Annotated in this window: 15 protein-coding genes; 5 read left to right on the top strand and 10 right to left on the bottom strand. The window is 43.9% G+C overall.

From position 1 onward, the window contains the following. Nucleotides 1-111 precede the first annotated feature (111 nt). The 4 genes from QUB51_RS04175 to QUB51_RS04160 form a co-directional block, all read right to left on the bottom strand. Nucleotides 112-1,083, bottom strand: a complete 972-nt coding sequence (locus tag QUB51_RS04175; RefSeq protein WP_333208401.1) for a putative 2-dehydropantoate 2-reductase — start codon at nucleotides 1,081-1,083, stop codon at nucleotides 112-114. A gap of 253 nt (nucleotides 1,084-1,336) precedes the next feature. Beyond that, nucleotides 1,337-1,795, bottom strand: a complete 459-nt coding sequence (locus QUB51_RS04170; protein ID WP_445251570.1) for an acyl-CoA thioesterase — start codon at nucleotides 1,793-1,795, stop codon at nucleotides 1,337-1,339. Between the two features lie 107 nt (nucleotides 1,796-1,902). Then, nucleotides 1,903-2,349, bottom strand: coding sequence for a tellurite resistance TerB family protein (locus QUB51_RS04165; RefSeq protein ID WP_333052618.1), 447 nt, complete (start codon nucleotides 2,347-2,349; stop codon nucleotides 1,903-1,905). A gap of 369 nt (nucleotides 2,350-2,718) precedes the next feature. Next, entirely contained in the window at nucleotides 2,719-4,023 is a 1,305-nt protein-coding gene (locus QUB51_RS04160) for an ATP-binding protein (RefSeq protein WP_333259702.1), read from the bottom strand. Between the two features lie 126 nt (nucleotides 4,024-4,149). On the opposite strand from QUB51_RS04160, the gene QUB51_RS04155 reads away from it, so the two are divergent. Beyond that, nucleotides 4,150-4,473, top strand: coding sequence for a TMEM14 family protein (locus QUB51_RS04155; protein WP_190735279.1), 324 nt, complete (start codon nucleotides 4,150-4,152; stop codon nucleotides 4,471-4,473). A gap of 327 nt (nucleotides 4,474-4,800) precedes the next feature. Here the strand turns inward: QUB51_RS04155 and QUB51_RS04150 are convergent, their stop codons facing one another. Further along, nucleotides 4,801-5,826 (bottom strand): hypothetical protein, encoded by a 1,026-nt coding sequence (locus tag QUB51_RS04150; protein ID WP_333259699.1) that lies wholly within the window; start codon nucleotides 5,824-5,826, stop codon nucleotides 4,801-4,803. Between the two features lie 77 nt (nucleotides 5,827-5,903). On the opposite strand from QUB51_RS04150, the gene QUB51_RS04145 reads away from it, so the two are divergent. Beyond that, a complete protein-coding gene (locus QUB51_RS04145; RefSeq protein ID WP_333208402.1) occupies nucleotides 5,904-7,316 on the top strand; it encodes a hypothetical protein in 1,413 nt (470 codons plus the stop codon). Between the two features lie 361 nt (nucleotides 7,317-7,677). Here the strand turns inward: QUB51_RS04145 and QUB51_RS04140 are convergent, their stop codons facing one another. The 3 genes from QUB51_RS04140 to QUB51_RS04130 form a co-directional block, all read right to left on the bottom strand. Further along, nucleotides 7,678-10,182 (bottom strand): protein kinase domain-containing protein, encoded by a 2,505-nt coding sequence (locus QUB51_RS04140; protein ID WP_333052608.1) that lies wholly within the window; start codon nucleotides 10,180-10,182, stop codon nucleotides 7,678-7,680. Continuing rightward, nucleotides 10,176-10,622, bottom strand: coding sequence for a hypothetical protein (locus tag QUB51_RS04135; RefSeq protein ID WP_333052606.1), 447 nt, complete (start codon nucleotides 10,620-10,622; stop codon nucleotides 10,176-10,178). Before QUB51_RS04135 ends, QUB51_RS04140 begins: the two co-directional genes overlap by 7 nt. A gap of 615 nt (nucleotides 10,623-11,237) precedes the next feature. Further along, complete coding sequence (locus tag QUB51_RS04130) at nucleotides 11,238-12,512, bottom strand: transposase (RefSeq protein ID WP_333052604.1); 1,275 nt, start codon at nucleotides 12,510-12,512, stop codon at nucleotides 11,238-11,240. Nucleotides 12,513-12,636: 124 nt separating this feature from the next. Here QUB51_RS04130 and QUB51_RS04125 point away from each other — a divergent pair, with 124 nt between their 5' ends. Then, nucleotides 12,637-12,873: a glycosyltransferase gene (locus tag QUB51_RS04125; protein ID WP_333208404.1), complete on the top strand. Its 237-nt coding sequence runs from the start codon at nucleotides 12,637-12,639 to the stop codon at nucleotides 12,871-12,873. Between the two features lie 617 nt (nucleotides 12,874-13,490). Here QUB51_RS04125 and QUB51_RS04120 read toward each other — a convergent pair. Then, a complete protein-coding gene (locus tag QUB51_RS04120; protein ID WP_333052598.1) occupies nucleotides 13,491-15,758 on the bottom strand; it encodes an FdhF/YdeP family oxidoreductase in 2,268 nt (755 codons plus the stop codon). A 227-nt stretch (nucleotides 15,759-15,985) separates the two neighbouring features. Here QUB51_RS04120 and QUB51_RS04115 point away from each other — a divergent pair, with 227 nt between their 5' ends. After that, nucleotides 15,986-16,198, top strand: a complete 213-nt coding sequence (locus QUB51_RS04115) for a hypothetical protein (RefSeq protein WP_333052595.1) — start codon at nucleotides 15,986-15,988, stop codon at nucleotides 16,196-16,198. Beyond that, nucleotides 16,185-16,457: a type II toxin-antitoxin system RelE/ParE family toxin gene (locus QUB51_RS04110; protein ID WP_333052593.1), complete on the top strand. Its 273-nt coding sequence runs from the start codon at nucleotides 16,185-16,187 to the stop codon at nucleotides 16,455-16,457. Before QUB51_RS04115 ends, QUB51_RS04110 begins: the two co-directional genes overlap by 14 nt. A gap of 71 nt (nucleotides 16,458-16,528) precedes the next feature. On the opposite strand, the gene QUB51_RS04105 is transcribed toward QUB51_RS04110, so the two are convergent. Then, nucleotides 16,529-21,715, bottom strand: a complete 5,187-nt coding sequence (locus QUB51_RS04105) for an nSTAND1 domain-containing NTPase (RefSeq protein ID WP_333259695.1) — start codon at nucleotides 21,713-21,715, stop codon at nucleotides 16,529-16,531. Nucleotides 21,716-21,733: the final 18 nt, after the last annotated feature.

The raw sequence follows: 21,733 nt of genomic DNA, 5'->3' as shown, positions 1-21,733 counted from the left end.
CGATAGAATTAACCGGATTTGACAGTAATTCCTGTAGGGGCGGGTTCACCAATATCTACAACACCAGCGAGAAATCTCACAAACCCGCCCCGCCCAATTGCCAATTGCCAATTAGGACAAACCTAATAGCCTTCTCGTCCTCTCCGCTTCTTGTCTTTGAAAATCCACAAACTTCAACATTCGGTAAAGTACCTCTATTTGCCGCAACCTAATACCTGCTTGCTGCGCCACCCGTATCGGATTACCAAAAATCGCCTCAACTTCCAGGGGCCGCGATTCATCATAATCGATTTTCATGCTGGTGCGGTAAGGCTTCATTTTCTGAGTATATTCGAGCATTTGTGGGATAAAGTCATCGGGAATAATGCGATCGCAACTTTTGGCTGCCGCTACCACTTCCCCCATGATTTCCTCAACTAAAATCAGAGTATCGGGATTAGCCATCAGTTCGTCAGTTCTCGCATCCAACACTACAGACAGCCCGTTATAAGGAATATTCCAAACCAGCTTTTTCCACCTTGACAATAGCAAATCTTCGCTCATTTTAATGGGAATATGAGCACGTTTAAAGTCCTTAGCAATTTGGTGCAATCTATCAGTAATACCGATTGCTTTGTAGTCCTGGGCATATTCTCCCAGGGTGATAGTGCCGTAATCTAGGTGGCAGATATGACCGGGCCCAACTTTATAAGAGCAGAGAAAACACAGCCCGCCAACCACTCGTTCTGCACCGACAATTTTAGCGACTTCCGGTTCTGTATTCAATCCATTTTGCAATACTAAAACCGCGCCGTTATCCTTTAATAAAGGAGGCAATATTTTGGGCAACAAGTGATTTTGAGTTGTTTTCAGCGCTACAATTACTACGTCGCACTGAGGCATTTTGTGCGCGTCGTGGTAGGCGCGGACGTGAGGGAGGGTGAAGTTGCCTTCGGGAGACTCGACAATCAAACCGTGTTTTTTGACGTGTTCGTAATCACTACGAAGCAAAAAATTGACTTCTAAACCTGCTTGTTGCAGTCTAGCACCGTAGAATCCGCCTAAAGCTCCCGTGCCCACAATGGCATAATTGCGATTTGACATACTATCAACTATTCAGAAATAATTATCAACAAAACAGAAATTTGATTGTCATTCCCTGCTACTATTTAAAGATAGAACTAATGCCAATTCTCGCCTCCAGAAAGCAACAATCATGAGTGTTGGGTTTGTTTCCTGAACTATGAGGTAAGGTGCGTCGCTTTGAGATTGTCACTCTTTTTTAGGATTGGCAGGTGGCGACGCACCCGGAGCGCTACTGTTGCATGACTTTTGAGAATTAGTATAATCTGAAATCTCAACTCTCAATTTTCCTCATCCACTGCATCAAGTCTTCAGATAGCTGTTTTCGAGTTCTGCCAACTGCATCGATGCAGACGTGCTTAGTCAGAGCTTTAGCCGCGCTTCTTCCTGCAACTTCCTGAGAAAATACTTGATAGGCAATTTCAAATTCATCGCCCGTAAGTTGTTTGGGCGTCAATTGAATTATCAGCCGATCGCCCGCAAACATTGGGCGATAAAAATCTACACTAGCATGAATTATGGGAAAGGCAACCTCGGGATTGCTGAAAAATGCTTTGAGATTGATTCCCGATGCTGCTAGAGATGCCTCGTAAGCTTCGTGGCACATCGCCAAAACGTTAGCAAAGTAAACGACTCCAGCAGCATCGGTATCTTGAAAGCGAACAGTGCGGGTGTAAGTGAAAGGCATTTGAGGTAGTAACGGCGATCGCAAATTCGATCGCAATTTTACCAACCATCATATCGGTAAACCCGCACTTTTGGAGAAGTTGTCAGCTAAGTAAGTAGGCACTAATTTTTTAGATTGTAAAATTCGCCCTCCTCACTCCTTCCCCTGATTTCTTAACCTTTGTTCTTAATCAACATCACGTCTATAATCTTGAGGGCAATATCTTCGGAAATCCCCAATGCACTGTAAAGATCGTTCAAAAGTTGTTCTTCTTCTTCTGAAACCTCGCCATCTGCTAAAGCGATATCAGTTGTCACAGCAAAAACTGTTTCTTTAAGTTCGTCGGGAAGCATTGCCAAAGCGGCATTAAACAGTACCTCCACTCCTTGCCGTTGCATAATCATCAGCAGGCGATCGAGCATTTTTCTCATCACGTCATCAGGATAACTGCGGAACAGTTGCATCCGAGATAGCGTCATGCTAATCGCTTTACTTTCGCTGTCATTGATGTAACCGTCGGCTGCTACGGCAATTAGCGCGATCGCCGCAAATGATTCGGCCGGCCCTAAAGTTACTTCCGTTTCTTGGCGAGTCTTCGATACTTTATCAAATAAACCCATGATATTTTCCTCATTATTTAGTGGTGGATTTATGGAGTCAGGATGGGTTCTGGCTCTGGAGGTTTCTTGGGAGATTTTGATAATTATATCAAATTTGGTTAGTTATTTATTATCAATAAAATTATGAAAAAATTAAGAATTTTTATTTCGCCCTTCGGCGCTGCAACGGCGGGTTTATTCAGATCCTGAATTGCCTTCCCATATATCGGCTAAAACAGGCATCTTGCACCCTTGTAAGCAACAGGCTTTTCGGCCTGTTCCACAAAGAGTGAATTTTATTGTGGAACAGGCCGAAAAGCCTGTTCATAAAAAACTTATTGAGAAGGATGTAACATCTCAGTTAAAACCCGCCATTACAGCGCAGACCATCTATTTGTCAAAAAGGGCTAAATCTGCTTTCAGAAAATCAACAAACTGCCGCGCAGTTCTGCCCGATCGCCCGTTGCGACGAGTTGCCCATTCTTTAGCGCGGTGTTCCAAATCCTCAGCAGCGAGTTTGATTCCAGCAAGTTCTGCCAGATGTCGGACAATTGTTAAATAAGTGTTTTGATCGGCCGGTTCAAAAGTTAAAGTCAAGCCAAATCGATCGCTAAATGAAAGTTTTTCCTGCACAGTATCCCAAGCGTGAACTTCATCTCCGTCGCGGGGGCGAGGCCTGTCGTCAAAAAACTCTCGAATTAAATGCCTGCGGTTAGATGTGGCGTAAACTACCACATTTTGAGAGCGGGCAGTCACATTCCCCTCCAACACAACTTTCAGAGCTTTAAAAGCATCATCATCTTCCTCAAAAGACAGGTCATCCACAAAAATAATAAACTTTTGAGGAACTCCCCGCAACTGCTCGACAATTAGCGGCAAATCTTGCAAATCCGATTTAGATACTTCAATCAAGCGCAGATTGCGAGATCCAAATTCATTTAACAGCGACTTCACCAAAGAAGACTTGCCCGAACCGCGGCTGCCGTATAGCAAGACGTGCAAAGCCGGATAACCTGCCAGCAAAAACTCCGTATTTTTCACCAAAGCATCCCGCTGCCAATCGCAGCAAACCAACTCTTTTAAAGTTATGCGATCGGGATGGGAAATACTCGCCAACTGCCCTCCCCGCCACGCAAAAGCGCGATATTCGGCAAACAAACCCGTGCCAAACTGTCGGTAATAAGCTGCCAAAGATTCCGTAGCGCTCGACCATTTTTCCAGTTTTCCGTGCAGCGGCAAATCTCCCTGTTCTGCTACACTTTCTGAATGCCAAATCGGAGGCACTGCGTCAAGTTGACCCGCTACCCGCACCCACTTGCTCAACTGTTCGCTGCTGCATTCGTAAATATTTTGCAGCACTTCTAAATCATGTCGGGCGGCCTCCACCAAAGCGGGGGGCAAACTTGCAAAATCTGTTTGCTGAGCTCGGCGTGAAAAGGGGTTTTCGTTTTTGAGAATTTCCCAAATCAAAGAATCTTTCCAGCTTAAATTTTTAGCAGCCTGAAGTTTGAACCAGTTCCCGTAAGCTACCTGACATTCCAAACCGCTGACTTCGCTGTGGTGAAGGGCTTGCAGCAAATCGAGAAAAGCTTGACCGACAGGGCTTTTGAGAACTGATTGATACAGCAGCAGGGATGCCGCTTGGCGCTGGAGGTAACGGATTTGGGCGATCGCACCAGAAGTTAGGGCTGACATAATGGCAATTGTATAACAGTTACATATCCTGACTGGCTTTAATAAATTTTCTAACAATTCGTGACACTAATTGCAGGCCGCGCTGTATAAATTTAGATGCAAACAGTGAAATCGGGAGGATTAAAAATGAATTTAGGTACAGCAGCGGCGATCGGCTACGGCATTTTAACACTGGTTGGCGGCATCATGGGTTATATCAAGGCCAAAAGCCAAGCCTCGCTCATTTCGGGCTTGATTAGCGGTTCGCTGCTAATTTTTGCCGGCACCGCCCAGCTTATGGGACAAAGTTGGGGTTTAACATTAGCAGCAGCCATCTCCGCTGTTTTAGTAATAGTCTTTATTGTGCGCCTTGTTAAAACTCAAAAATTCATGCCGGCCGGAATGCTAATTTTAGCTAGCTTAGCGTCTTTGGGCGCGATCGTTTACGAAATCAGCGGTCAATATCAATAATCATTCGATTTTAGATTTTAGATTTTAGATTTTAGATTTTAGATTAACTCCCCAGCCTTGAGTGGGAAGTTGAACTAAAGTCTAATTTTTTTATTTCCCTGACTTAATTCCGGGGCTTGTATCTATTTTTAGCAGGACTTACGCAAAAAGTGGTTTGACGCGCTAATTATAGCGCTAAGGTGCGGTGTGCATGGAGCCGTAAATAATTAATTAGCTTCTGTGTAAGTCCTGTTTGGGTGAATTCAACAGTTAGGGGTCAGTAATTAGTAGTTAAAACACTAATTACTAACTCCTAATTACAAATTGCCAATTACTAATAACTAACCACTAATGACTAATGACTGCATCAATATACTGCTGAATTTCCCTGAGTTGCTGCCGCTGGCCTTCAATCCAATCTTTTTCCGCCGCTCGCTGTTGGGGCGTTTCTTTCTGATACCGCGCCTGCTTCTCTAAAAAATTATTGTAGAATTTAATCGCTTTTTCAACTGTTTCAATTGCCAGTTTCAGACGCTCCTCAAAAATTGCTAAAATCACATTTTCTAGGATTAAGCCAATCACTTTACAGCACTCTTCAAAATCGATCAAACTGATTCCCATCTTGCTTTTATGAACCAGAGTTTCTACAGGTTCTTTCAGCGTTTCTTTAAAACTCTTCATATAAGAATCCGGCAAATATTTCAGAGGCTCCGTAAACTTCGATACAATCTCCCCGCCTATTGATTGTAGTCGCTCTCTAAATTTAGACTGACTGTTTAGGTCAAAGCATTCAATACAAAGTTCAATTTTTTCTATATCAATAGATTGTAATTCTTTAAAAATTAAATTTAATTCATTTTCCATAATTAAAATCACTCGCTCTGCCTGGGAATCAACTTCATTCCGCAACTCTTTGTGCAAATTATCTTTTTCAAAAAAACCAATAGTATCTCTTTGAAAGACTTGAGAGTTTTTATCCCACAAAAACCAATGATTTTTTAACTTGGTTGCCTTGTCGCTCCAAGATTTGCGAACTTTAGCAACAGCATCATATTTGCCCTGTTTTCCTAAAGTGCGAATTCTCACATCGCATCCGCTTAGTTCGCCAATTTGCTCCCAGACATCAACAGGAGATGCTCCCGCAATTCTCGGCTTGCTATTCCAGACATCCTCAGCCTGAGATACATCTTTGAAACATACCTGAAGTAGCTCTTTGAGCCTGATGGCAGATTGCTTAATTTCGTCAATACAAGGTTCCACATCTAAATTGAGTTGGGTAGCTGACTGTTTAATCTCCACGGATTGATATTCGTCTGCCAACAATCGATCGCTAAACAGGTTAATAGCCTGGAATGCCTTGAGATACTCATTCATTTCCTTTCATCTCTCGTTTCCATAAACAGCATACAATACAAAACATCTGCCTTTTTGAATGGAAACTGAGCCACAACATGGATTATATATTCACCCCTGCAACTCAGGCGCGACTCAATAGTGGCAACCTTGTACAGCCTGCTACCAAAACAGGAAAATTGCTCCCCGCAGCTAGAGATCCGGTGACAGGGGAGTTTGTGGAGCTCGCAAAAATTTTTTATCAATCAAGAAGTGAAACTCTTTCCTCGCGGGGAGTTATAGGATTGCTCGCACAGTTAGCCGGAGGTGGCCCCATACAGCCGCTGGTAGCTCCCCTGTACGTCACTGTGGCGCCGTTGCAGGTTGCTCAAACTCATCAGGGGTTTCAAAAAATATACAGAATGCTTAACTGTCTGAAAATTAATTTGGCAGTGATGCAAGCGACTGCTGCTGTCATTGGTATTGGCGCTGTATCGAACACAGTTTTGTCAGCAGTAAACCTCAACCAAGTATTAAAAATCCGAGAAGAGGCAAAGCACCAGAAGCTAAAAATTAAAGACGGATTTATCGATCTCAGACACATCCTCAAAGATAGGGGAGTAGAAGTGATCCAGCAGATTTTTAAGGTGGCTCACGACTCAAGTTTTGAAATGCACCGCCAGAAACTGGTTAACGGTTATGAGATTTTTTCTAAAGCTATCAAACGCTGTCAGTCAGCCCTAACAGTGCCAGATATTAAACTTCGGAATTCCGAAATTAATAGCGGGCGGGATATGCTGTTTGAGGCTTTAAAAATTTATGATAATCCTAGTTTGTTGGAGGGGCTGTCTTCTGCAGGAAAGCTCAGGCAAATGGAATGTGTTTGGGCGATCGAGCAGGCGATCGGGGTCACGTTTCACTTGCAGCGGGCCTACTATATGGTGAGCGATCGCCTCCGGGAACTGCAATCAAAAATTCGTCAAAATCTTCTAACTGTTGTTAAAGGATGTCAATCCGAACCCGAACTAGATTTTTTATTTCCCGAAGTTACTAGGATTCTCGGTCATGATTTAAGTGTAATAGAATTTTGGCACAATGAGGTTGATTGGATGGAAACTTTGTCTCCAAAAGAGCAGCACCAGTTAGCTAGTTTAGATAAACTCAGCGGCGAGAGTTTAAAAAGCAGCGTGTACACTACATTCACGGTATTAGCTGCGGAACCTTCACTTTATGAAAGTTTAAAGCAAAAGTCTCACTTTCTATCCTTGCGCGACCAGCTAACCTTCGCTGTGTCGCCGGAAATCCGCCGGAGATCCGAAGTTTATGTCAGCCAGCAGGCGATCGCTACTGGCTATCAAGGTTTAGCTGCCTCGAATTGGCAAGAAATATCCGATTTAACTGTCGCTAACCTCTACCACTTTTTTCAAATCCGAGAGAACTCAACTGAAAATTCTCCAACTGAGGACGAATTAGAAACGCCTTATTGGCACTTTCCCCAAACCTTCAAAAATGAGCTGAATTATACCAATTAAATGACCAATGACTAATGATATCATTTACGATCGAGCGATTAAAAGGGCGGGTTTTTGAGATTGTCAATTATTGGCATATATTTTGGGTGAACCCGCCCCTACCGTATTATATTATGTCCGGTCAATTAACCCTGATTCCTGTAGGGGCGGGTTCACCAAGATATTGAATAGAAACGGGAAAATCTGTAAACCCGCCCCGGCGTTTAATCACGGTCAATGGCTCGGACATGATATTAGGGGTAATCGACCGGAATTGATAGTACACCAGTTCCTCAAAAGGATGCAACTGTAGGGAAATTCCCAACCATTATGCAGTAAGTCATTCCCATCTAAAATCTAAAATCTAAAATCTAAAATCGTATTACCTCAACCACAACTTAATAGTATTGTCTTTAGAACCGCTAGCAATAGTTTTGCCATCGGGACTAAAAGTTACCACATAAACCTCATCGGAATGTCCCGTCAAAGTATTCAGCAATTCTCCAGTAGCAAAATCCCAAACTTTAATAGTTTTATCCTTGCTCCCGCTGGCAATAAACTTCCCGTCCGGGCTGATAGCAACCGAGACAATATCGTCAGAATGTCCCTTGATAGAGCGAATTAAATCTCCTGTTTCGATATTCCAAATTTTAATACTTTCATCGTAGGAACCGCTAACAATTGTCTTGCCGTCCGGGCTAACAGCAACCGACCTCACCGCGTCGCCATGTCCCTCAATTGTTTTGAGCAACGCCCCTGTTGCGACATCCACAACTGTAATTTTTTTATCCTTAGAAGCGCTAACCAAACTTTGTCCATCTGGAGTGAAAGCAACAGAATAAACAAAATCTGTATGGTCTGGAAAACTCTGAATCAAACGACCACTTGCTGCATCCGAAATCTTTGTGGTTTTGTCTCCGCTGGCACTAGCCACAAGCTGTCCGTCGGGGCTAAGAGCGACAGACCAAACAGAAGCAGTGTGGTCGAGACTGCGAATCACTTGCCCTGTTTTCAAATCCCACAACATGACTCGCCAAAAACCGGTTCCCGTCGCCAGTTTCGTACCGTTTGAGTCAAAAGCAACCGACCAAATAGTGGAGGAATCTCCTGGAAAAGTGCGAATCGACTTGCCTGTAGCTAAATCCCAAATTTGGATGGTTTTGTCTTTAGAACCGCTGGCTAACATTAAGCCGTCGGGACTGAAAGCAACAGACCCAACTGCATCGGAATGCTGAGCGAAATTTTTGACTGTGGCGTTCTTCCAACGCAGACCTGCTTGGCACTGTTCTTGTAACTCCTGAGCGGACGAATAGGTGCTGGAAGTGTCGGCAATTGTTGGTATTTGGCTGATGCAGCCTTCATAATTGCTGGCTGTATAAAGAGCTTCAATTTGATTGAGCTGTTGGGATTCTTTCTGGGCTAGCTGCTGCCATTCTTGCCATTTGAGATATCCGTAAATTCCGCCGATCGCAGCTAAGATAGCCGCAATTGTTGCCCCGGCAAGATAAGGGTTGAATTTGCGAGTTTCTTTGGGGACAAGTGCTGCTGGGCTGGAGTTCGACAAATCGGTTTTTCCGTTCAGATTTACCTGCGGGGATACCGCCGGACTTGCCTGCAATTCGACGAGGTGAGGGGCGCTACTCGCTGGTGGCAGATTGGGGTTGCGATGTCCCTCCAAAACTGTGGATATCGCCTTGTACAATTTAGCAAATAAAGATTTAGGAATGACTAATTCTTCGATTTTCGCGGCATCTTCGTCGGTAAGCCCTAAAACTTGCTGCAAGCGTTTTAATTCGTCGCGAGTTTCCAGAGAAAAGGGATATTCTTGCTGCATTGCTTCTTGCAGTGATTGTTCGTAGCGTTCGCCTTTTTCCCTGTATTTCCGGTAAGGGTTCAATACCTCATCTTCGATCGCCTCTGCTTCTTCTGGCAGCAATTCCAAACTGACGCGCAGTTCATCTAATATTCTTCGACCGACGACTGTAATATCACCCCGGCTGCTGCTGCGCCGATCGACTTCTTCGCGATATATTGTTAGCTTGGGAATCCGCGCCCGCGAGCGATCGCCAATTTTCCTCAAATCGGCTAAAGCTTCCGCCGCCGACTGGTACCTCTCCCGAAAATCGTAGCGCACCATATTGTCCAAAACATCAGCCAGCGCTTGGGAACACGTGGCTAAATGCCGCCAAACAATTTCGCCTTTATTAGAATTTTTCAAATCCCGCAGTTTCGGCAAATCGTAAGCCGGCAAACCCGTCATTGCTTGGATGCCAATCATTCCCAAAGCGTAGATATCGCTGTTGAGTTGCGGGTTGTATTGAAATTGTTCGATCGGCATATATTCCAAAGTGCCAATCCGCACAGTTACCGGCGCTTGTCTTTGAGCGATGTGAATTTCTTTCACCGAGCCAAAGTCAATCAAAACTAACTTGTTATCTGAATAGCGGCGGATTAAATTTGCCGGTTTAATATCTCGGTGAATTACGCCCTGTCCGTGTACAAATACTAAAATTTCTAACAGTTCCTTCAGCAAAGGAATCATTTTTTCTTCAGTTAGAGGCTTGCCCGGTACAATCTCGGTTGATAGCGAGTGACCGGCAACGAAGGATTCTACTAAGAAAAATTCTTCATTTTCTTCAAAATAAGCGAATAGCTGAGGAATTTGGTCGTGTTGACCGAGTTTTTCTAGAACTTCTGCTTCTTTTTGAAAAAGACGGCGCGTAGTATTAATTAATTTCGGTTCGGTAGTACCGGGACGCAGGTGCTTGACAAAGCACTGCGGTTCTCCGGGACGGCGAATATCTTTGGCCAGATAGGTTTGCCCAAATTCTCCTGTTTCTATGACTTCAATGATTTGATAGCGTCCATCTAAAAGTTGGCTCACCATGATAATAACGCAGCCTTTTTTTGGTTGATTTTCGCAAGAAACAGTGGCAATGTTGAGTCAGTTGTATAGCCTTTTTCAGGTAAATTAGGTGTTCCTGGGCATTGGCAAAACAGGGCATTGGGCATTGGCAAAACAGGGCATTGGCAAAACAGGACATTGGGCATTGGCAAAACAGGGCATTGGGTATTCGGAATAGTTGTTTCTTTCCTTCTTCTTTCTTTCCTTCTTTTTTCTTTCCTTCTTCCTTCTTCCCTCTTCCTTCTTCCCTCTTCCTTCTTTCCTTCTGACTTCTGACTTCTGACTTCTGACTGAGATATTGCACCATTCTCAATTACTTGTTTAGGAACAGGCAAGATGCCTGTTCCACGAGAAAAATCATTCTTTGTGGAACGGGCATCTTGCCCGTTCTTGACAATGGTGCAACATCTCAGTTCTGACATACTTTATTTTTTCAACATCTGCAAAGCTTGATATCCCAAAAAGAAAAAACCCAAAGCGCCGAGTACCGCTATCGTGTTCGCAAACACATCGACTGTAAAAAATTCGCCCATTGCAATATCCTCTGAAAACTGATATCTATCCTCGGCTTTTCGGTCGCTGTCTGGGTGAGGGGTCTTGCCCCTCGGTGCGGGCGAGCCGAAAGATGCTCACAAATTATAGCAAAAGAGGCGGTCAATCGATTGCGCGATTTTAGATTTTAGATTTTAGATTGAAGCATTGACTTGCGCGAGATGAATCCGGGGGCTTGTATCCTGGATGGTTTCGGTCAAAATAACTTTTCGGGCGATCGACTAGCTTTTTGTTTTAATATTTTTTAATATTTAGGGAGACAAATCGTGTACTGAAATTTTGAGGTCAGTTCGCTTTGATATTGTTAACCCTGCTAATTTTTTCTCTGATTGTAAGTAGAGCTTACACTAAGAATTTGCGCCGATCGGTCAAAAATGCGCCTCAAACCGACAGAAGTTCCGCGAGGCCCTCACCGGAACCCGCCGCGTAGTTTCCTAAAGTTTCGGTAATCGTACCAGCATAGCTGGTAAAAGTATAGTCATCTATTACATGACATGGGAGGCATCGTGCCCCTCCCCTTTCGCTTTTACTTTGAGCGGATTAACCCGCCTGGGCTGAACTACGCAGCTCCCTATCCCATTGCTCAACGCTTTTGGGAGTGCTTTTCGCATGATATTGTAAGACCCATTAACATCAGCATTAATTAACAAACCCTCTGCCGTTTTGTACAAACCTCTGTGGATGCGTTTGCCAGTAAATTCCACGCTGTTGGCATCGCTATCGCCGTAAACAGGAATCGGATCTAAAGAAAGGAAGTTGGAGGCTGAAGTATAGGATTCTTCCTGTATTATTACTTCAATCCCAGCCAAAACAGCTTTGTATTCCAACATCTGAATTAATCGAGCGTGCGGAATGCTGACCAAGTTTTGATTGTTCTGCTTGCCTAAGTTAATGCAGTTTTTCCACTGCACATTTTTCCCAATTACTAATGTCCCAATCTGACGCTCGCTCAAAATATCGATAATCAGCCTGCTAGTATGGTGTAAGTAGTTATCGACTTTTTGATTGCGACAGCGAGTGAGGCGCACAATTCTTGATGAGGTTTTAAGATTGCCTTTCAATTGAGATTGTAATTGGGATTTGCGCTTGTTGTAGAACTGATTGATGGATTTTAGCGGTCGCCCGTTAATCAGTAGGGGGATAAAGCCTGGTTGATTTGATGTTAGCGCTACTAAGTTATTCAGTCCGAGATCGATACTGGCTACCGATGCAGAGTTCTCTCGATATCGGGCGGGCTCCTGTTCATGGTAAATTACCTCGATTACGTAACAATTGCATTTGGGAACTACTCTTACTTGACAAATTCGATCGGGCTTGACAGTTGTTTGAATCGATATTTCTGTCCCTGAAAGTTTGATAATTCCTTTTTTTAATTGTTTGCTGCTAATTGCTTGCACTGTATAAACGAGAATATTTCGCCCCTTAACTTTATCTTTGTACTTCGGTATTTTTGGGCGTCCTGTAAATTTTGTCGGTTCTTTGTTGTAAGCTTTGAGAGCCTCGAAAAAAGCTTGCCAGTTTTTGTCCAATATCATCAAAATTTGTTGGCTGACTTTGGCAGGTAGTGCCTGATATGCTGGATGGGATTTCATCAAATTAGCCATCTGATTGTAAGTGAGATATCCCCAGCCGTAGAGGAAGTTTTGGCGAAGGACGTAGTTAGCAGCGTTGTAGAGATTTTTGGATTGCCACGAAGCGTTATCGAGTTCGGCAAAACGGTGTTCTGTATGCTTAATAATGTGCCTTTCTGCTAGTTGCATGGTTGAGTCTGGGTTCCTTAATTTTGCTTTCCACGACTCGCCATGCGGTTGTGTAGAGTGATGCCTATTGCCTTGGCCTAGTCAGGTAGTATCATTTGGTCTTCCTGACCACAGGATACTACTTTTGTCCACTAATGCTTATAAACTTAATGAAGTTTTACAATACAACGAGGCAGAGAATATTCGGGATTGCGCGATCGCCATGAGGGAGAGTACACCGCTGTCTGTGGACAACTTAGAGGTTTTAATTGTAGACGATCGATCGACAGACGACACCAAGGCGATCGGGGAAACCCTGCAACAGCATCTCAACGACCCCCGGCTTAAAATATTAGCAGGTCAATCGATTGCGCGATTTTAGATTTTAGATTTTAGATTAAAAAATTGACTTGCGCGAGATAAATGCTCTTTCTTGAGGATTTTCGATTTTAGATTTTGGATCAATTCCACGGATAAATCACGTGGCGGATACCACATGAAGAAATTCGCTTGTCAGCCGCGACCAACCAACCAATTACCTGGTTAACTATTTGTTTATCCGTAATCGTAATTTGGCAGCATTACACTTTGCGCCCCTTGGGTGCCGAGATTTCTGAATGTCCGACGAAATACTGGTGGTTTGGAGGTTTCGGAGGTGCGTTAGGAATGAGAATTAAATAACTTCCACAATAACAATTAAAATTGTAAGTTATTTAATTCGCGATCCTTAGTGGCCGCAATTGCGATCGGTTCTGCGATTCAAACTGAAACCGGTTGGGGGTGGACTTGGCGCGGTAGAACTTTGCAAATTAAGAGTTAATTAAGACTTGCATATGGGCAGGCAAGATGCCCAACCCATACTCCCCACAAAAAATTAACTCCTTGTGGAACAGGCATCTTGCCTGTTCTTAAAAATCATCTAAAATGTGAGTTATAGAAGACAGAAGGCAGAGCTAATCATAACATCCGTTACATCCGTTACAGAATCCTTTGCCGAACTTAGGCGTATACAAAAGCAGGTACGCGCTTGTAAGCAGGCGTGCCCGATCGCCTTTCAATCTCCGGGTGAAAAATCACATTAACTTCAGGATAAAACATCAAAGCAGCACCCTCACGAACCGCCCCGTAAATCACCTCGACATTTTCCATTTTCCCCACATTTCCCTGCACCGTAACCCGTTGATGTTCATGCAAACCCGTGCTTTCTGCATCCGCGCGATTCATCAAAATGCAGTTGCGGTGCGGCATTCCCCGGTACTTGTCATCAATTTTGTAAACCACAGTATTATGCTGAGAATAGCTGCGTCCCGTCATTAAGGCTACAACAATACCCTGTGTTGATTCCGATAGTCCAAACTCTTTCGCTTCCGGTAATTTCAGCTTAGGTAAAGGCGTGACAAACATCTTCGCTTTCCCAGACTCTGTAGGAAATTTAGGTTCTGTAAAAATGCGGCCGCTGATGGTAAATTCCTCTTGTGTTTCATCAATTGTCGCTATTTTTTCATAGCCCGGAATAGTTTTAGCAATCAATTGGCGCACGTATTTTGTGTCTTGAAGTCGGCGCCAATCAACCGGAAAATCGCCGTGGATTCTGCTGGCTAATTCCGTCAAAAAATGCACTTCAGGAATCAAATCCGAATTCTGGAGATGAGTTTCGCCCTCATCATTTAAACGCACAAAGTTATTGCCAGATTCCACGGTTGTTTTGTGGGGGTTTTCAAAGCGATTCAGCACGGGGATCACAATTGTATTGTGCTTTGCCAATCCGTGAAAATGCCCTAAATTCGGTTTGGTTGCGAGGTAGATAACGGTTTCAACATTGGCTAAAGCGCGTTTTGCCTGAGTTAAATCTGGATTTGCCCCATACAAGTTGCCGCCCAGACAGATCAGGGTATCAACTTTGCCTGCTTCTGCTGCTTCAATGAGCGATCGAGTGTCGTAGCCCTTAACAGGACTCAGGGGACGATTCAATAACTTTTCTAAAGCTTGTTGAATTTCTTTTTTCAGCTTCACAGTGACGCCCATAGAGCCGAATCCTTGCACGTTTGAGTGTCCTCTCACGGGCATTAATCCCGCCCCTTCTTTGCCGACATTTCCTGTCATTAAGGCAGTATTAGCGATGCTGAAAACGTTATCTACACCGTTATCGTGTTGGGTAATTCCCATCGCCCAACCGAAGACAACTCGCTGGGACGTGCCAATAATTCTGGCTGCTGCCTCAATTTCTGCGCGGGAAACTCCGCAGGTTTCAGTAATAGTTTCCCAAGAAGTTTCGCGGGCGTGCTGGACTGCTGCTTCCCAGCCTTCTGTATGAGCTTGCAAATAGCTTTCGTCCAGCAATCCTTGTTCGATTATAGACTTTTGAATCCCTACAAATAGCGCCGTATCGCTGCCGGGAATTGGTTGCAAGTATAGGGAGGAAATATCGGAACCGGGGATGAGCGATTTGACAGGAAATGCGGGAGAACCAAACTTGACTAACCCGATTTCCATCACCGGATTGATGACAATTATTTTACCGCCTTTGTCGCGAATTTTAATCAATTCGTTCATCAAGCGGGGATGGTTGTAGGAAGAATTGCTGCCCGCGAGCACGACGCAATCTGCTTCCTTCAAGTTTTCTAGACTCACTACCGAGGTGCGGGTGGCAAACATTTCGCTTAAGCCGGTTGTCGAGGGAGCGTGGCAGAGATCGGAACAATCTGCTAAGTTATTGGAACCCATCGCCCGCATCATCAATTGCAGCAGAAAAGCCGCTTCGTTGGAAGAACGACCGGAACTGTAAGATGCCACTCGTTCGGGGGTTTTGCGAAAAGCAGCTTCGGCAATTTGATAAACTTCTTGCCAAGAAATGCGATCGTAATGAGAGGAACCAGCCCGCAAAATCATCGGAAAACTCAGCCTTCCCAGCCTATCGGCTTCCATTGAAGTTAATTGCTGAAGTTGTGCAATACTCTGCTGTTCAAAAAATTGAGTTGAGATAGCCGGCTTGATTTCAGCGGAGATTGCTTCGACGCTTTTCATGCACCGCTGAAGTTTTTCGCCCTCTTCATTTGTAAAACCTCCTTTCTGTCCGCCCGTGCCCCAAGAACACGACAAACAAGCACTTTTGTGCAGCAAAGTTTTCCAAAGTTTCGGCCCTTCCGGGGACAATGTATGTTCTGCCCAATATTCTATTACGGGCAAACCGCCACCTATCTCTGGTGTTTCCTCGTTTGTCTCGTTGAATGGCGGGATTGGTTGGACATTTTGGGAGTTGACATCCATGTGGTTTACCTCGGGTTTTGATTGCTGGTTAATTCTGTGGGGAATTGCCAAAAAGCTTAAGCTTATCAGTCGAATTTTAGCGCAAGTTTACTGCGACCACAATTAGCCAGTAGATAGATTTGTTTAACCTATCGGTTGAGTAACTCGACAGGCAGACGCGATCGCCTCTTGACAAAAAAAATGTATCTATTATAATAATTCATATACTCAGATATAAACACTACAAAATGCTAGAACTACATAAAAGTTATGTAATCGACGAAAATCAGCAGCCGATTGCTGTTCAAATCCCCCTTGAACAATTTGAGAAAATCGAGGAGATTTTGGAAAACTATGGTCTGGCTAAACTTATAGAAGAAACTGAAGGTGATGAGAGATTATCAAAAGAACAAGCACTAAAGTATTATAACTCAATTAAACAAAATAATGTGGCAAGTTGAATATACAAATCGGTTCCTCAAAGAACTAGCTGGTTTACCTGCTGAAATTAGAAGTAGGATAGAACCTATAGTTTTTCAATTCTTAGAATCAGACAATCCCTTTGCATTAGGATATCTGGAAAAAATGAAAGGTTATCCAGATAAATATAAGATTCGTCTTGGTGACTACCGTATTGGACTCACAGTTGATGCACCGACAAAAACTTTAATTTGTCAGCGAGTAGCGCACCGCCGAGACATATACAGAATTTTTCCATAAAATTATGTAGATGAGAATTAGCAAAATATAATTATGTAGGGGGCGCAGCCCGCAACTTACCCCTGTCAATTTCACCGCTTCCCCTTATTTAACGCCTGTTTCCCAAACCCAAGACACAGCAGTCGATCGCCCTCAGCAACATTCGGGTCATTCTGCAAATAATCTCCTAACCACTCGCAACTGCGAGCAATAATATTATTCAGTTCCAAATTCTCCACAGGCAACAGAATTACATTCCTATCCCTACTAGCAAAACCCAGAGTTTTGCTATCAGAACTAAAAGTAACACTCAACACGCGATCGCTCGATTCCAAAGTCTTCGATAGCAGCGCCTTCTTGCCGTCAAAATCCCACAGCTTAACAGTATTTCCCCCACTCGCCGCCGCAATCAACTTGCCGTTGGGACTAAAACTCACGCTTTCTACAGTATCGCTGTGGTCGAGTTTTTCAGTTAAATTCGCCACCTTTCCATCAAACCCCCACAAGTAAACTTTTTTGTCAGCGCAAGCAGCAGCAATAGTCTTGCCGTCTGGACTAAAACTAACATTTTTAACGCTGTCTTGGTGGTCGAGAGTTTTCAGGATTTTCGCCGACGAACCGTTAAATTCCCATAGGTAAACTCTCTTTTCTCCGGTAATTTCAAAAGCCTTTTTCTTCCCGCTTGGCTTGTCCTCAGCAGCGGTAGCAGTAGCAATAGTTTTGCCGTCGGGACTGAAGCTAACGCTAATTACTGGATTGCTGTGATCGAGTTTTGCCAACAAAGTTGCTTTAGCACCGTTCCAGCGCCAGAGGTACAATTTGCGATCGGCACTTGCGGCAGCAATTATCTTTCCATCTGGACTAAAACTCACGCTTCTAACAATGCCGCTGTGGCTGAGAGTATTTAACAGTTTGCCGTTTAAACTCCAGACTTTCACGGTTTTGTCATCGCTCGCGGAAGCAACAGTTTTATCATCAGGCGAAATGCTAACCCAGGTAACAGAATCCTTGTGACTTTCTAAGGTTTTGAATAAACTGCCGTCAGCACGCCAAAGTCTCACTGTTTTGTCCCCGCTAGCAGAAGCAATTGTTTTGCCGTCAGCACTAAAACTGACTTTGTAAACCCAGTCTTCGTGTCCTGATAAAATCTTATTCAGCGGAGTGCTGTCTGGTTTCCAAATTTTCACTATTTTGTCCTTACTTGCGGAAGCAATAGTGCCGTCGCCGCTGAAACTTACAGCCCTCACGTCGTCTTGATGTCCTCGAAAAGTGTTGAGCAAAGTGCCGCTGCGACTCCAAACTTTCACCGTATCGTCTGCACTGCCGGTGACAATTTTTTCGCCGTCGCGACTGAAAGTCGCGCTGACAACTTCATCGTTGTGTCCTTTGAGAGTTCTGATTTCCTCACCGTTTCGGTTCCAAATTTTGGCTGTGGTGTCGGCACTTGCTGAGACGAGTTCTCGACTGTTTGGACTGAACTTAATGCTGTAAACAATGTCAGAATGTTTGGTTAATGTTTTGGGATTAATTCTAAATTTCTGCGTTTTACTTTCTCGGTTCCAAAGTTTGACAGTTTTGTCAACACTTGCTGAGGCAATTGTTTGGCCGTCGGGACTGAAACTGACGCCGAGCACCCAGTCTTTGTGTCCGGTTAAGGTTTGCAGCAATTTTTTGTTCGCAAGGTTCCAGATTTTGACGGTGTTGTCGTGACTGGCGGAAGCTAGGGTTTTGCCGTCTGGACTGAAACTGACGCTGGTGACGATATCGCGGTGGCCGGATAAAATGCCAATCGCACTTTTGTCGTTATCTACTTGCCAAATTCTAATTGTGCGATCGGCACAACCAGTAGCGATCGTTTTCCCATCAGGACTAAAACTAACACTCGTCACGCTATCTGGGTGATTGAAAGTTTTTAATAACTTACCTTCTTTGCTCCACAATTTAACAGTTTGATCTGCACTTGCTGAAGCAACTGAATTGCCGTCGGGACTAACACTTACATCCAAAACAAACTTGCTGTGCTGCTCGAAACGGTTGCGTTCTTGCACCCCGGAAACTGCTTGTCTTAGTCTTTCAGCAATTTGATTTTTAGTGTCCACAGGCAGCGCCGTACTTTTCAGAGAATCACGACCAATTTTGATACTATTTCCCAACACTCCTAATTGATTTTTTTCATTAGAAAGCACCAAAGCTTCCGACGCCGAATTTAGGGCATCAGTCCGACTGGTTTCTGCTTCTTGCCGTGCGCTTTCTGCTAATTTTGCTTGCTCGAAAGCCATCCCCGAAACTCCTCCGAGTACAAGCACTCCTAGAACCGCCGCCTGCAATTGCCATCTCCGAGTGTGGTAAAGTTGAGCTTCTGCTTGGTACTGTTTGTCTCTAGCTTCCGACAGCAAAGCATCTTGCTCTCTGTCTTTGCGAATTTGTTCAATTTCATCTCGGTTAATTTGGTTTTGCTTTCGCAGTTCCTCAAATTCTGCCTTTTTATCTAATTCTTGCTGCTGGCGAATGAAGCTAACTAAATAATCGTGAACGAGCTGATAAAGCTCAGCAGGCAGTTCCATCCATCGAAAGACTAAACCAGACTTTACTAACAATTCTAAGACTAAATCTAATTTGTCAGCTTCAGCAAATGTCGCTAAACTTGAAGCTAATTCTGCGCGGGTTTTTAGGGGACGAATCTGTTCTTCATCTGTGAGCAAATACAAAACTCGGCGCGCCGCTACTTCATTCTCTGGGCCGCAATCTTTGATAACTTCTTCGAGAAACCTTTCGACTAATTTTTGTTGCGGATTGTTGCCAAGTTCCTGATATTGAGTTAAAGTTCTAATGTTCTCTTGTTGTAGTTGAGCGCCGACAAGTTGTAGTTCGATCGGGCGAACTTCTCCTAATTCTCCAGCTAAATCATTGACTAATTCTTCGATCAGCTCCGGTTCTAAGTAAAACTGCGCTCGCTCAGTTAAAGTGCGAATTACCGCTCGCGCATCGATCGGCGAAAAATTTCCCAAATAAAACAGAATATTTTTGCTGAGAATGTCATCTAAAATATCATTGTTAACGAATCCTGTCTGGTTTTTTTGTCGAGTAAATTCCAGCACATAGTGCAGGTAATCTTCCCGCAAACACAGGACGACTTTTAAATATTTGATTTTCAAGCATTCCCGCAAAAAATCAAAAAATATTTGTCTTTCCGCTGGCTCTTTCCATACAAAAAAGAATTCTTCAAATTGGTCAAATATCAGAACAGTAACTAAATGTTCTGAATTTCTTTGCAGCTCATTGATAATGTTTTCGTATTCGATCGCCTGTTGTTGTATGATAAATTCTACTGGCTGTGACTGCTCCCTTTGCTCCTCATTTTTCGCAGCCGAGCCACCGTGCAATCCCGAAATAAGATTTCCCTTGACTGCACCTGCTTCTACGGTCAAATCTACCGGAGCAGTTTCTGGTACTGCTTCGGAATTTTCCGAATCGAATATTTCAGCTTTTCCAGCAGATAACTGTCTGGTCAATTCCCGCGGCCAGTTGTTGTAAACTTGCAACACTACCGGCAAAACAGTCCGCATTTCTATTTTTTTTTGTTTGAGAGCTGGTACTAATCCTCCCGTGACTATTGAACTTTTGCCAACTCCAGACTGACCGTAAATTACTGTCAGTTTGTCGGGGGTATTGTTCATTCTATATATCAAGCGGTTGAGGTCTTCCTCTCTGCCGGAAGCTGTAATCTCGTCAGCAATAGTAGCAGCGCCGGCAAGAGTTTCGGCGACGGAATTAACCGCTTCTCTGTGCGGCTGCAACTTTCCGGCCCCAATAAAAGCTCGGAACCGATACGTGTGTTCCACCGCTCGATAATCTTGCTTAATTTGAAATGCTTCGAGATATTCTCCCCGCTGAAAATAGAGCGATCGCAGCATTTCTAAAACCCGCAAATACAGTTGCGGGTTGTAGCAAGGTTCGGTTTCCGAGCGAGCAAGTTCTAAATGCGCGATCGCCTCTTGCACCTCACCCAAATGACTCTGGGCCTCTGCTAAAATTAACAGATACAAGCCTAAATGCTGCGACTTTACAGGGGTTCCCTGTCCCGTCGCTTCTAAATTTGAGTTGAGAACGTCTAGAGCCACTAAAGCCCATTCTTTCGCCCCTTGCCAGTTCTTTTGCTCTAAGGCTACTCTAGCCAAAAAGCCGTAATCTTGAGCCAAATTAACTGCTGAATTTTCCATATTTTCATGTAACCTCCGAGCTTTTATGGCTAAATTCCAGAGTGCATCCCAATCTTCTAAATGCTGCAATACTTCCTCAAGTTGATTGATGAATATACTCACGGCATCCGGCCGCCCCACGCGTTCTAAAACATCTATACATTCCTGAAAATAATTCTTAGCTTCCGTCCAGTAAGGACGGTTGCCGCTGCGGTGTTTTTCTGCTTGGAAGCGGTAGCAAAGACCGATGTGGAATAGCAGAATTCCCTCTAACACCGGTGCAGGGTGAACGGTAAATAACAAATCGCTAAATTCTGTTTTTTGTCCAATAAATGCTACTTGATACTTCCAAAAACTGAGACTTTTTTGATATAATTCAATAGCCGCAGAGATGCGGTGACAAGCATATTCGTGCCTACCGCGAATAAATTGCAAACTTGCTTCAATAGCTGGTTCTAATCTGATATTGCAAGTTTGCAAGTCTTGGCTAGCCGACTCTAGTTCACTCAAAGAATTGGCTCCGAGAATGGCAGAATTAGTTAAACGCCAATTGCCACTTTCTAAAATGTTGGAAAAAATGCGATCGGCACTTTTGCCCAAAAAATCTACCAAGTCGTCCGGGCCCATCACAAATTCAACACTTGTCGTCCAAGTTTCGATATCTGTTACTAACCGAATCAGTTTTTTTAATATTTTGTCTGTCACCCACAGCACCACCGGGAAAGGAAAATTATTCCGAAATTCTTCCCTCACGTAGTTGGTAGAAGTCAGCAGGCGATCGATCGCACTTACCGATTCCAATCCAAACACCATTAAAGCTGCCGGATGGGTGCAGGAAAGTTTGGTTTCTATCGTCGTGTAAAGAGTTTTAACAGATGGCGGGAGGACAATTTCTCGAATCTCGATCCCAGACTCTGCCCGCAATTGCCTTACAATTTCCTCTCTCATAGCGCTGTAATTGCACCGTACCAAAATGAGCGAAAATTGCCCGTGAGACATTCTCAGAGTCCGGGAGAGAGTTTGCAGCGAACTTTGGTTTTGCTGTGCTGCGGTTTCTTGCTGGTAGTGCGAATTAATCATAATTAATATTTGAAAAAA

This window comes from Microcoleus sp. AT8-A3 (assembly GCF_036705675.1).
Classification (GTDB): domain Bacteria; phylum Cyanobacteriota; class Cyanobacteriia; order Cyanobacteriales; family Microcoleaceae; genus Microcoleus.
Note: the sequence above shows the minus strand (reverse complement) of the source record. Positions and strands in the feature narration are given on the sequence as shown.